We start from the raw sequence: 13,014 nt of genomic DNA, 5'->3' as shown, positions 1-13,014 counted from the left end.
CTCCCCAGACACCTATAGAAGTGCAGAAATGCCCAAGCGAAGTATTGCCTGAAATAGTCAACCTTCGCGCACATCGCCCCTCCGCGTTCCACGTCATGGACACGGGTAGGGTGTGAGGAGTATCCCATTGTCACTTTTCTCAAGGAGGACATTGTGGCTTCTACCACGTTCGAACTGCCCGCACGCGGCTCATTCCCCACCGTTGAGTTGGCCAAGAAGGCCCCCAAGCAGGCGGACGCCCTGCTCATCGCTACCTTTGCTGGTGAGGAGGGGCTCGAGGTTCCGGGTACCTCCCTGCTCGGTTCCTCCGCGCTGCGCTCGACGTACGAGGCTCTCGCCGCCGTGGGCGCGACGGGTAAGGCCGGGGAGATCGTGAAGGTTCCCGCCCCACAGAAGGCAGGTGCCGCTCAGGTCATCGCGTTGGGTTTGGGTGACGTTGAGGCGCTTGACGATGAAGCTCTGCGCCGCGCCGCCGGCAGCGCCGCTCGCGGCACTGCGGGCGTGGGCACCATCGTGACCACCTTGGCGGACTTCGGCGTTACGGCCGCCGTTGAGGGACTCATCCTCGGCGGCTATGCCTACCGCGGAATCCGCTCCACTGAGCTCACGGAAAAGGAGCAACCGGCTACCTTCACCGTGGTGGCTGATAAATCTGTTTCCGAAGAATTCGAGGCAGCCCGCACCGTGGCCGAGTCTGTTTTGCTCGCCCGCGACCTAGTGAATGCCCCCGCCAACGAGCTTTACCCGGAGTCTTACGCCAACTTCCTCTCCGGCCAGGCCAAGGAGGCCGGTCTTGACGTCAAGGTTCTCGATGAAAAGCAGCTGGAGAAGCAGGGCTTCGGCGGAATCTTGGCCGTGGGCAAGGGCTCGGCCCGCCCGCCGCGCTTGGTGCGCCTGAGTTGGAAGCCCAAGAAGGCCAAGAAGCACGTGGCCCTCGTGGGTAAGGGCATCACCTTCGATACCGGCGGTATTTCCTTAAAGCCGGGCAATGGCATGTGGGACATGATTTCGGATATGGGCGGCTCCGCTGCCATGGCGGCCACCATCATCGCTGCGGCCAAGTTGAAGCTGCCGGTTCAGATCACCGCCACCCTGCCGCTGGCTGAGAACATGCCGGGCTCTAGTGCCACCCGCCCGGGCGATGTCATTACCCACTACGGTGGCCTGACATCCGAGGTCCTCAACACCGACGCTGAGGGCCGCCTTGTGCTGTCGGACGCCATCGCCCGCGCCAGCGAGGATAAGCCGGATTACCTCATCGAGACCGCGACGCTTACCGGCGCACAGATCGTGGCGCTGGGTTCGCGCACCTCCGGCATCATGGGCTCTGAGGTCTTCCGCGATCGCTTGGCCGAAATCGGCCGCGAGGTGGGCGAGAACGCCTGGGCCATGCCGCTGCTGGAAGAGCACGACGAGGAGATCAAGTCCCAGGCCGCGGACATCCGCAACATCAACGCCAAGCGTGAGGGAGGCATGGAATTCGCCGGCACCTACCTCAAGCAATTCGTGGGCGAGGGCATCGAGTGGGCCCACATCGATATCGCCGGCCCTTCCTGGAACGGTTCCGCCCCGCGCGGCTACACCCCGAAGCGCGCTACCGGTGTGCCGGTGCGCACCGTGGTGGCCGCGCTGCGCGAGATCGCCGAAGCCTAGATCAGAGCGTCTTCAATTCGGCCCCTCGCGTGAGCGACTTTAGGCCGCTCACACTTCTTCACCGGCGATGACGTAGTCCTCCTTGTCCGCCAGCGGGAGGACGGTGCCATCTGACATGGCGCGGTCGGTGACGAGCCCGTCATCGTCGACAAGCGCGACCTCATTGCCTTCCTCACGCAGCCGGCGCAGGCCTTCCTTGAGCATGCGCCGGCCCACCTTGTGCAGCCCAGAGACCTGCGAGAAGTCCAAGGCCAAGCGTTTGCCGGAGAATTGACGCTCCTCCAGCTCGTGAAGGATGGCTTCGGTAGCGGTGAAGTTGATATGACCCTGCAGGCGGATGATCGCCGTCTCCTCATCTTCATCAACGCTGCGTACTGGGTGCACACCGAAGCGGTTCTCTGTGGACATCAGGTGCAGACCCATGTCCGAGGAAAGCTCGCGGAAAATTGCGGTGCCGCGCACGCTATTTCCCTGCTCATCGAGGCGCGGAGAGAACGTCGCCACACCGATCTGGCCCGGCAGGGTACCGATGAGACCGCCGGCTACGCCTGACTTCGCCGGGATTCCCACCTCCGCCATCCAGCGCCCAGCGCCGTCGTACATGCCGCAGGAACTCATCACCGCCAGGATCATGCGGCAGACGTCGGCGTCCAGAATTTTCTCCCCCGTTACCGGCTGGCGCCCACCATTGGCCAAGGTCGCGGTCATGACGGCAAGGTCGCGCACATCGACCGACAGTGCGCACTGCGAGGTATAGGACAGCACGGCGTCGTGAGCATCATCCTGAATGATGCCATAGGAGCGCAGCATATGCGCGAGGGAGAGGTTACGCTCGGCATGCTCAAGTTCGGAGTCACACAGGCGCTTGTCGACGTCCACCTCGCGCCCCGCCAGCTGTGAAATGAAGGACCGAATCTTCTCCACGCGGTCCTCCACACTGGAGTCCACGCCGTTGATGAGCTGGTTGACCACGATGGCACCGGCGTTAATCATCGGGTTCACAGGGCGATGATCCTTGGCCAGGGAAAGCTCGTTGAAAGCCTGCCCAGAGGGCTCGAGGCCGACGACATCACGTACCGCATCTAAGCCCAGCTCACTCAAAGCGAGGGCGTAGACGAATGGTTTTGAAATGGATTGGATGGTGAAACGGTTTTCCGCGTCACCGGCGCTATACAGGTGGCCCGTGACAGAGCACAGCGCAACACCCAACTGGTCTGGGTTCGCCTGGGCCAGTTCCGGGATATAGTCCGCGACTTCTCCGGAATCATGATCGTGAACGCCATCTAAGATTTTCTGTAAATAAAAAGGAATCGGTGTTTTCATCGCATCCCAGGGTATAGAATTGCCCCGTATGACACCTGCACTCATCATTGTCGATGTCCAACATGATTTTTGCCCCGGCGGAGCCCTCGGCACCGAACGCGGGAACAAGGTCGCAGAGCGCATCGGCGCTCTCCAAACCTCCTATGACACGGTCGTAGCCACACAGGATTGGCACATCGATCCAGGCGCCCACTTCTCTGAGAACCCCGACTTTGTCGATACCTGGCCCACGCACTGCGTGGCCGATTCTTATGGCGCCGCCATGCACGAGGCCATCGCACCCGCCCAGGCCTATTTCAAGAAGGGCGAATACACCGCCGCTTACTCGGGCTTCGAAGGCGCAGCCGATGGTGTTCTACTCGCAGATTGGCTGCGTGAGCACAACGTCACCGCCGTGGACATCGTTGGCATTGCCACCGACCACTGCGTGCGCGCGACGGCTGCCGACGCCCTTAAGGAAGGCTTCACCGTGCGGGTTCTGGCGGACTACTGCGCGCCCGTCGACGAGACCCGCGGCGCTGCCGCCCTGAAGGAACTGGCCAAGGCAGGCGCCACTATCGTTAGCGAATAAGCAACAGACGTTGTGGCTGTTTAGCTATCGCCCTGTTGGTTCTGCTGCTGGCGCTGCTCAAAGCGTTCGCGGCGCTCGCGCTGCTCCTCCCGCTTGCGCAGAATGCGTTCGCGCTCAATGCGCTCGCGCATGCGCTGGGGGTAGCCAGTCTCTTCGACGTCATAAACATCGCACCGCAAAAGCTTGGCTACCGCGTCAATCCCTTTGGGTCCACCAATGCGGCGGCGGATGAAGGCGCCGCTTTCATCAACCACGACGACCGACATCTCGTTGACCACGGTCTCCGGCTCCACAAATGCCTCAATATAAGCCCGCCCCTGCGCCCAAGCTTGGAGCTCCTGAGCGTCTTCTGCGCGAATGGTCTCCCCCGGTGCGCGGGGTGGGCGCAGTTGGGACTTAGAGCTATTGCGGCGGAAGGGGTTGAACATGGCTCTTTAGCCTACCGGAGCCCACCTTCAGCCACTTCGTGCGGAGGTTGCCCCAATTCACCCCACCCATGCGCAGCTTTTATAAACACGCTGTAGAATCAATCACTAGCGTTTCACTAATTCCAACTTTCGAGGAGTCTTAACACTTATGGCACACTCTGTTGTGATGCCCGAACTGGGCGAATCTGTAACCGAAGGCACGATTACCCAGTGGCTGAAGTCCGTCGGTGACACCGTCGAGGTCGACGAGCCATTGCTCGAGGTCTCCACCGACAAGGTCGACACCGAAATCCCCTCCCCGGTCGCCGGCACCATCCTCGAAATCAAGGCTGAGGAAGATGACACCGTAGACGTGGGCGAGGTCATCGCCATCATCGGTGATGAGGGCGAGTCCGCACCGGCTGCTGAGGAGTCCGAGGATTCCTCTGAGAAGGCTGCTGAGACCCCGGACAAGCCTGCTGAGGACGCTGAGTCTGAGGCCCCGGCTGCTTCTGGTGACGCCACCGACGTGGAGATGCCGGAGCTCGGTGAGTCCGTCACCGAAGGCACCATCACCCAGTGGCTGAAGTCCGTCGGCGACACCGTCGAGGTCGACGAACCACTCCTCGAGGTCTCCACCGACAAGGTCGACACCGAAATCCCGTCCCCAGTCGCCGGCACCCTCGTTGAAATCCTCGCCGAGGAAGACGACACCGTCGACGTCGGCGCCGTCATCGCCCGCATCGGCGACGGCTCCGCCGCAGCCTCCGAGAAGCCTGCCGCCAAGGAGGAGAAGGCAGAGGAAAAGAAGGAAGAGCCCAAGGCTGAAGAAAAGTCCGAGGAGAAGTCTGAGGACAAGCCGGCTGCTTCTGGTGACGCCACCGACGTGGAGATGCCGGAGCTCGGTGAGTCCGTCACCGAAGGCACCATCACCCAGTGGCTGAAGTCCGTCGGCGACACCGTCGAGGTCGACGAACCACTCCTCGAGGTCTCCACCGACAAGGTCGACACCGAAATCCCGTCCCCAGTCGCCGGCACCCTCGTTGAAATCCTCGCCGAGGAAGACGACACCGTCGACGTCGGCGCCGTCATCGCCCGCATCGGCGACGGCTCCGCCGCAGCCTCCGAGAAGCCCGCTGCCAAGGAGGAGAAGGCAGAGGAAAAGAAGGAAGAGCCCAAGGCTGAAGAGAAGAAGGAAGAGCCGAAGGCCGAGGAGAAGCCTGCTGCTTCCCAGTCCTCCGAGCCGAAGACTTCTGAGACTTCCACCAAGGTCAACAACGGCGATAACGTCCCGTACGTGACCCCGCTGGTACGCAAGCTGGCTGAGAAGCACGGCGTTGACCTGTCCACCGTCTCCGGCACTGGCGTCGGCGGCCGCATCCGCAAGCAGGACGTCCTGGCCGCTGCTGGCGAGGGCGAGGCACCGGCATCCTCCGCTAGCGCATCCTCCAGCAACCCGCGTGCTCGCTGGTCCACCAAGTCCGTGGATCCGGAGAAGCAGGAGCTCATCGGCACCACCCAGAAGGTCAACCGTATCCGCGAGATCACGGCGGCCAAGATGGTTGAGGCCCTCCAGATTTCCGCTCAGCTGACCCACGTCCAGGAAGTCGATATGACCGCCATCTGGGATATGCGCAAGCAGTCCAAGCAGGCGTTCATTGATAAGTACGAGGCCAATCTCTCCTTCCTGCCGTTCATTGTGAAGGCCACCGTTGAGGCTCTGGTCTCCCACCCGAACGTCAACGCTTCCTACAACCCGGAGACCAAGGAGATGACCTACCACGCTGACGTCAACGTGGCCATCGCCGTGGATACTCCGCGCGGCCTGCTGACCCCGGTCATCCACAAGGCCCAGGAGCTGACGCTGCCGGAGATCGCCCAGAAGATCGCCGAGCTGGCTGATAAGGCACGCAACAACAAGCTCAAGCCGAATGATCTGACCGGTGCAACCTTCACCGTGACCAACATTGGCTCTGAGGGCGCCCTGCTGGATACCCCGATTCTGGTTCCGCCGCAGGCCGGCATCCTGGGCACCGCCGCTATTACCAAGCGCGCGGTCGTTGTGACCGAGGACGGTCAGGACGCCATTGCCATCCGCCAGATGTGCTACCTGCCGTTCACCTACGACCACCAGGTGGTCGATGGTGCCGACGCTGGTCGCTTCATCACGACCATCAAGGACCGCCTCGAGACCGCTGATTTCGAAGCCGACCTTGACCTCTAAGCCCTAGCGCTCAGCCTAGGTTTGCTCCCCTGCCACTGCGGCGGGGGAGCTTCGTCGTTTTCGCCCGGCCTTTCCTCCACCCCGCAAACACAGCTCGGTGACATCGCTCAGTGGCGCCGCAACTGCCCTATCTGCCAAAACTATTGCCCGGTTTTCAAAGATCAGCGCCAACTTTGTCAGTAAGGCGCGTTTTCTTTTAACCGTCTTGCCACCAAGAACTGACTACTGTGACCTGGCACACTAGACTGTGGCGCATGGTTTCTCAGAAGTGGTTCCGCGTCGCTTTAGGTATGTTCCTCGTCGCCTGCGGCGCCAATCTCTTCGCACCTATGGTCGTGGTCTACCAAGTCACCACCTCGCTGGGGGTTCTGCAGACGACCTTCCTCTTCGGCATCTATGCCCTCGGCATCATGATGGCTCTCTTCATTGGCGGCCCACTCTCGGATTCGCTGGGGCGCCGCGCCGTCATGCGCCCAGCCGTCCTCACCACCACTGCTGGCTCACTGGTCTTCCTCGCTGGCGCAAGCGGCGCCTTCCTACCCTTGTTGATTGGCCGCCTGTGTGCCGGGGCTGCAGTGGGACTGGCCATGTCTTCCGGCGCTGCGTGGATCAAGGAGCTCAGTACCCACCTCAGCGTAGGAGCCAAACGTTCTTCCATTGCTCTATCGGCCGGCTTTGCATCAGCACCTGGCGTTGCCGGTATCGCAGCGGAATTCCTTCCCTGGCCCACTGTCCTGCCTTATCTATTGCACATCGGCCTCGCACTCGTCGTGGTCCCACTCGTGTGGACGGTGCTCGAAAAGCGAACAAGAACACCGCAGACGAAGCGGCGCACCTTCATACCGACAAGCCTGCTTACTCCCCGCTACGTACTAGTCGTGCTCTATGCGCCGTGGGTTTTCGGCTCCGCCACCACCGCTTTCGTATTCCTGCCCGCACAGCTCAGCGAGCATCTGCGCCACCCCATTCTCATCGCCGGATTGTGCGCGCTGCTCACCATGGGCAGCGGCGTGGTCATCCAACAGCTGGCGGGACGTATCCGGGTTAACGCCTTCCACGGTATGCTGCTGGCCGCACTAGGCATGGTGCTGTGTCTCATCGTCGTCGTGTCAGCACACCACGGCTGGTCGGTATTCCTCCTGCCCCTCGCAGCCATCATCATGGGTAGCTCCTATGGAATTGGCATGCTCAGCGGTCTGGCGGAAACCCAATCCATCGCCGACCCGGCGGAACTCGGTGCAGCGACGGGGGTGTTTTATTCGCTTACGTATCTGGGTTTCTTCGCCCCCTTCATCCTCTCCCTTTTGGGCCCTATCACAGGCTATTCCACCGCCTTCATCATTGGACTCGCGGTCGCGGCATTAACTGCCGTGGCGCTACATCTCCGAATCAGGGGTACCCGGGGTTAATGTCATGGCATACGCCTTATACTTGGGGGCAGTTTAGGTCACACAAACTAACGCCACGAAGGAGATTCACCATATGGATTTCATCTCTCGTCACCTCGGCCCGGATGCAGCCGAGCGTGAGACGATGCTCAAGGCAGTGGGCTATGACAGCGTGGACGCGCTGGTCGATGCCGCCTTGCCTACCTCTATCCGCGCCACTGAGGCGCTGAACCTTCCGGAGGCCTTGAGCGAAGATGACGCGCAGGCGAAGCTGCGTGAGTACGCCTCCCAGAACGTCGTGCTGAAGTCCTTCTATGGCCAGGGTTACTCCGATACCCTCACCCCAGCGGTCATTCGCCGCGGTCTGCTGGAAGATGCCGGCTGGTACACCGCCTACACGCCCTACCAGCCGGAGATTTCGCAGGGTCGTCTCGAGGCACTGCTGAACTTCCAGACCATGATCGAGTCCCTGACCGGTCTTCCGATCGCGAACGCCTCGCTTCTCGACGAAGCCTCTGCCACCGCCGAAGCCGTCGGCCTGATGGCCCGCGCGGTCAAGAAAGGCCGCCGAGTGCTGTTGGATTCGCGCCTGCATCCGCAGGTACTGGCCGTGGCCGCCGAGCGCGCCCGCGCCATCGAGCTGGAGGTCGAGATTGCTGATGTCCGCGATGGCATCGTCGGCGAAGACCTCGTCGGTGCAGTTCTGGCCTACACGGGAACCGAGGGCGATATCGTCGACCCGCGCGCTGCCATCGAGGAGCTGCACACCCGCGGCGCCCTAGCTGCCGTCGTGGCTGACCCGCTGTCGCTGCTCCTTCTGGAAGCCCCGGGCGAGATGGGTGCGGATGTGGTCCTCGGCTCCTCGCAGCGCTTTGGCGTGCCGCTCTTCTTCGGTGGCCCGCACGCGGCATTCATGTCCGTCACGGATAAGCTCAAGCGCCAGCTGCCGGGCCGCATCGTGGGCGTGTCCAAGGACGCCGCCGGCCGCCCCGCCTACCGTCTGGCCCTGCAAACCCGCGAGCAGCACATCCGCCGCGAGCGCGCCACCTCCAATATCTGTACTGCGCAGGCCCTCTTGGCCAACGTGGCCTCCATGTATGCGGTCTACCATGGCCCGAAGGGGCTGAAGGAGATTGCGCAGCGCGTGCATGACCGCGCTGCTGCTTTCGCGGCGGCGGTCACCGGCGCGGGAAAGGAGATTGTTTCCCGCGACTTCTTCGACACCGTCACCGTCACCGGCGTGGATGCCGCCGCTATCAAGGCCCAGCTGCAGGAGCAGGGCTACCTGGTGCGTGCCATCGGCTCGGACAAGATCTCGGTTTCTTTCGGCGAGTCTGCCACCCTTGAGGACGTCAACACCTTGGCCGCTGCCTTTGGTGCTACCGACGCTGACGACGCTTCCTTCGATATCCCTAGCTCCGTTCAGCGCGCCGAGGAACCGCTGCAGCACGAAATCTTTAACTCCCTCCACTCCGAGACCCAGATGCTGCGTTACCTGCGCACCCTGGCGGATAAGGACCTGGCGCTCGACCGCACGATGATCCCGCTGGGCTCGTGCACGATGAAGCTCAACCCCACCTCCGCTATGGAGCCCATCTCCTGGCCGGAGTTCGCGGGCATCCACCCCTATGCCCCGGAGGAGACCACCGCTGGTTGGCGCGCGCTGATCGACGAGCTCGAGTCCTGGCTCGCCGAAATCACCGGCTACGCGCAGGTTTCCATCCAGCCCAATGCCGGTTCCCAAGGCGAGCTGGCAGGCCTGTTGGCCATCCGCCGCTATCACGTGGCCAACGGCGATCACGGCCGCGATGTCATCCTCATTCCAGCTTCCGCGCACGGCACCAACGCCGCGTCGGCGACGTTGGCCAACCTGCGCGTCGTGGTAGTCAAGACCGCGGACGACGGCTCCATCGATGTTGCCGATCTCGACGCCAAGCTCGAGCAGCACGGCGAGCACGTCGCTGGCATCATGATTACCTATCCCTCCACTCACGGCGTCTTCGACCCGGAGGTGCGCGAGGTCTGCGACAAGGTCCACGCGGCCGGCGGCCAGGTCTACATCGACGGCGCGAATATGAACGCGTTGGCCGGTTGGGCCCGCCCGGGTGCTTTTGGTGGCGATGTGTCCCACCTCAACCTGCACAAGACTTTCACCATCCCGCACGGCGGAGGTGGACCGGGTGTGGGCCCGGTGGGCGTCGCCAAGCACTTAGCGCCCTTCCTGCCGACGGATGCCAACGATCCCCAGCTGGATCCTGCGCAGCCAGCTGTGGAGGGCACCGGCGTGCCGTCCACCGCATCGCGCTACGGTTCCGCTGGCGTGCTGCCGATTTCTTGGTCCTACCTGGCTATGGTGGGCTCGCAAGGGCTCACGGAGGCTACGAGCCACGCCATCCTCGGCGCAAACTACCTGGCGCAGAACCTGAAGGATTCCTTCCCGGTGCTCTACACGGGTAATGCCGGCCTGGTGGCCCACGAATGCATCTTCGACCTGCGCGAGCTGACCGACGCCTCCGGCGTCACCGCCGCTGATGTGGCCAAGCGCCTTGTGGACTACGGCTTCCACGCGCCGACCCTGTCCTTCCCGGTGGCCGGCACCCTCATGGTGGAGCCCACCGAGTCTGAGGACCTAGGTGAGCTGGACCGCTTCATTGAAGCCATGCGCTCCATCCGCGCCGAAATCCAGGAGATCATCGACGGCCAGGTGGCTTACGAGGACTCCGTCATCCACCACGCACCGTTCAACGCCGAATCCGTCGCCACCGACGAGTGGAACTTTGCCTTTAGCCGCCAGCAGGCCGCCTACCCGGTGACCTCCCTGCGCGCTAATAAGTACTTCCCGCCGGTACGCCGCATCGACGAGGCTTACGGTGACCGCAACCTGGTGTGCACCTGCCCGCCGCCAGAGGCTTTTGACTACTCCGACGAGAACCAGGAGGTTTAATCAATGACTGACTACCTGCACTCCCCGCTGCACGCTGAGCACGAGAAACTCGGCGCTACCTTCACGCCCTTCGGGCCGTGGGAGATGCCGCTGAAGTATGACAACGAGCTTGAGGAGCACCGCGCGGTGCGTAATGCCGCGGGCCTCTTCGACCTCTCCCACATGGGTGAAATCTGGGTCAACGGCGCGGATGCCGCCGAGTTCTTGTCCTACTGCTTCATCTCCAACCTCGCCACCCTCAAGGAGGGCAAGGCGAAGTACTCCATGATTTGTGCCGAGGATGGCGGCATCATGGATGATCTCATCACCTACCGCTTGGAGGAGACCAAGTTCCTCGTCGTGCCCAATGCTGGCAACGCCGATACCGTGTGGGAAGCTCTCAACGAGCGCGCCGAGGGCTTCGACGTGGACCTCAAGAACGAGTCCCGCGATGTGGCCATGATTGCTGTCCAGGGCCCGAAGGCGCTGGAGATCCTCGTCCCGCTGGTGGAGGACACCAAGCAGCAGGCAGTCATGGACCTGCCCTACTACGCCGCGATGACCGGAAAGGTTGCCCGCAAGTACGCGTTTATCTGCCGCACCGGCTACACCGGTGAGGACGGCTTCGAGCTCATCGTCTACAACTCCGATGCCCCGGAGCTGTGGGAAGAGCTGCTCAAGGCCGGCGAGGAATACGGCATCAAGCCCTGCGGCTTGGCAGCGCGCGACTCCCTGCGCTTGGAGGCTGGCATGCCGCTCTACGGTAACGAGCTCACCCGCGATATCACCCCAGTGGAGGCCGGAATGTCCCGCGCCTTTGCCAAGAAGGAGCAGGACTTCGTGGGCGCTGAGGTGCTGCGCCAGCGCGCTGAGGAGGGACCACAGGCTGTAATCACCGGCTTGGTTTCCTCCCAGCGTCGTGCCGCCCGTGCCGGCTCCGAGGTCTACGTGGGCGAGAACAAGGTGGGCACGGTGACATCTGGTCAGCCCTCCCCCACCCTGGGACACCCGGTAGCACTCGCGCTCATCGATACCGCCGCTGGACTCGAGCCGGGTGCGGCCGTCGAGGTGGATATCCGCGGCAAGCGCTACCCCTTCGAAGTCTCCGCGCTGCCCTTCTACAAGCGCGATAAGTAAACTCCACAACTGAAGTCAACTACCGAAAGGACACCCCTTCTCATGGCTAACCTTCCTTCCGATTTCTCCTACTCCGAGGACCACGAGTGGATCAACGCCACCGCTGACTCCGTCGTTGGTTCTACCGTCCGTATCGGCATCACCTCCGTGGCCACCGACCGCCTGGGTGAAGTCGTCTTCGCTGAGCTGCCGGCCGTGGGCGATACCGTCGAGCACGGTGAGACCTGCGGTGAGGTCGAATCCACCAAGTCCGTGTCTGACCTCTACTCCCCGGTCACCGGCACCGTGACTGCCGTCAACGAGGGTGTGCACGATGACTACGCAGTCATCAACAACGATCCCTTCGGTGAGGGCTGGCTCTTCGAGGTCGAGGTCACCGAGGTCGGCGAGCTGATGACCGCCGACGAGTACGCCTCCGCCAACGGCGTTAACTAAAACAACGTTTGAGCAGCGCAGACTCAGCCCCTTTCGGGCTGATTTTTCGCGGGGTTTAGGATTGGTTTCATGACTGCTCCCCGCGAACCTTTCTTTCCCGCTGATCGCTCCATCCGCACGTCCGATGAGCCACTGGAGATCCGCCGCTTGGGCCGCATGGGCTACCAAGAGGTCTGGGACCTGCAGGCTGAGCTCGCGGCGGCGCGGGCGGCGGGTACGCAGGGTGATGTCATCCTCGTGGTGGAGCACCCCAACGTCTACACCGCCGGCAAGCGGACGCAGCCGGAGGATATGCCCGATAACGGCCTACCGGTCATTGACGTCGACCGCGGCGGGCGTATCACCTGGCACGGCGAGGGCCAGTTGGTGGTCTACCCCATTCTCAAGTTGGCCGAGCCGGTAGACGTTGTCGATTACGTCCGCCGCCTCGAGGAAGCCATCATCCAAGCCGTGCGCCAGCTGGGTGTAAGCACTGCTGGGCGCATCGATGGGCGCTCCGGTGTGTGGGTTCCCTCCACCACCCAGGCTGCCGACCCAGCCGCCCCGAAGCGCGACCGCAAGCTCGGTGCGTTGGGTATTCGTGTGACCCGCGGCGTGACCATGCACGGCCTAGCGCTCAACTGCACCAACACCTTGGAGTACTACGAGCACATCGTGGCCTGCGGCATCGACGATGCGGATGTGTCCACGCTGTCGCTTGAGCTCGGCCGCCCAGTGACCATGGAGGAGGCGGAAGCCCCGCTTCTCGACGCCCTCCTCAAAGCCCTCTCCGGCGAACTCACCGTGGCCGACCACACCTTTGCCTCGGCCCCTGATCCCATCAAAGTGGCCAACGAGAAGGCCCGCCAAGCCCGCAAAGCCGCGCAAGAAAAATAGCGGCTACCCTCGGTGGAATAAAGCAACCACCCGCAGGGCTTGTATTAAAAAGAGCTAGTTCAACACCTAAAGTGAGG

At 62.6% G+C, this 13,014-nt stretch carries 10 protein-coding genes; 8 read left to right on the top strand and 2 right to left on the bottom strand.

The genetic code is table 11. From position 1 onward, the window contains the following. The first annotated feature begins 153 nt into the window (after positions 1 to 153). On the top strand, positions 154 to 1,653 hold the full coding sequence (locus ABZS45_RS01955) for a leucyl aminopeptidase (RefSeq protein ID WP_412100458.1): 1,500 nt from the start codon (positions 154 to 156) through the stop codon (positions 1,651 to 1,653). A gap of 48 nt (positions 1,654 to 1,701) precedes the next feature. Here the strand turns inward: ABZS45_RS01955 and ABZS45_RS01950 are convergent, their stop codons facing one another. Further along, the gene (locus ABZS45_RS01950; RefSeq protein WP_412100457.1) at positions 1,702 to 2,976 is read right to left on the bottom strand and encodes a glutaminase; all 1,275 of its coding nucleotides are present in this window, start codon (positions 2,974 to 2,976) and stop codon (positions 1,702 to 1,704) included. A 28-nt stretch (positions 2,977 to 3,004) separates the two neighbouring features. Here ABZS45_RS01950 and ABZS45_RS01945 point away from each other — a divergent pair, with 28 nt between their 5' ends. Continuing rightward, positions 3,005 to 3,547, top strand: coding sequence for an isochorismatase family protein (locus ABZS45_RS01945; RefSeq protein WP_412100456.1), 543 nt, complete (start codon positions 3,005 to 3,007; stop codon positions 3,545 to 3,547). A 20-nt stretch (positions 3,548 to 3,567) separates the two neighbouring features. Here ABZS45_RS01945 and ABZS45_RS01940 read toward each other — a convergent pair whose 3' ends face one another. Further along, positions 3,568 to 3,975, bottom strand: a complete 408-nt coding sequence (locus ABZS45_RS01940) for a hypothetical protein (RefSeq protein WP_010190593.1) — start codon at positions 3,973 to 3,975, stop codon at positions 3,568 to 3,570. Positions 3,976 to 4,123: 148 nt separating this feature from the next. Between ABZS45_RS01940 and sucB the strand changes: the two genes are divergently transcribed. From sucB to lipB, 6 genes are all read left to right on the top strand, one after another. Continuing rightward, a complete protein-coding gene (gene sucB, locus ABZS45_RS01935) occupies positions 4,124 to 6,178 on the top strand; it encodes a 2-oxoglutarate dehydrogenase, E2 component, dihydrolipoamide succinyltransferase (protein WP_412100454.1) in 2,055 nt (684 codons plus the stop codon). Between the two features lie 254 nt (positions 6,179 to 6,432). Continuing rightward, on the top strand, positions 6,433 to 7,587 hold the full coding sequence (locus ABZS45_RS01930; RefSeq protein ID WP_412100452.1) for an MFS transporter: 1,155 nt from the start codon (positions 6,433 to 6,435) through the stop codon (positions 7,585 to 7,587). A gap of 73 nt (positions 7,588 to 7,660) precedes the next feature. Further along, positions 7,661 to 10,510: an aminomethyl-transferring glycine dehydrogenase gene (gene gcvP / locus ABZS45_RS01925; RefSeq protein WP_412100451.1), complete on the top strand. Its 2,850-nt coding sequence runs from the start codon at positions 7,661 to 7,663 to the stop codon at positions 10,508 to 10,510. Between the two features lie 3 nt (positions 10,511 to 10,513). Further along, positions 10,514 to 11,626: a glycine cleavage system aminomethyltransferase GcvT gene (gene gcvT / locus ABZS45_RS01920; RefSeq protein ID WP_412100449.1), complete on the top strand. Its 1,113-nt coding sequence runs from the start codon at positions 10,514 to 10,516 to the stop codon at positions 11,624 to 11,626. A gap of 42 nt (positions 11,627 to 11,668) precedes the next feature. Continuing rightward, a complete protein-coding gene (gene gcvH, locus ABZS45_RS01915) occupies positions 11,669 to 12,061 on the top strand; it encodes a glycine cleavage system protein GcvH (RefSeq protein WP_412100448.1) in 393 nt (130 codons plus the stop codon). Between the two features lie 69 nt (positions 12,062 to 12,130). Further along, positions 12,131 to 12,937 carry a lipoyl(octanoyl) transferase LipB gene (gene lipB, locus ABZS45_RS01910; RefSeq protein ID WP_412100447.1) on the top strand — a complete coding sequence of 269 codons (807 nt, stop codon included), beginning with the start codon at positions 12,131 to 12,133 and terminating at the stop codon, positions 12,935 to 12,937. Positions 12,938 to 13,014 lie beyond the last annotated feature (77 nt).

The organism is Corynebacterium aurimucosum (genome assembly GCF_046895345.1).
Lineage (GTDB): Bacteria > Actinomycetota > Actinomycetes > Mycobacteriales > Mycobacteriaceae > Corynebacterium > Corynebacterium aurimucosum_G.
The sequence above is the reverse complement of the archived record's forward strand: the minus strand, read 5'-3'. Positions and strand labels throughout refer to the sequence as shown.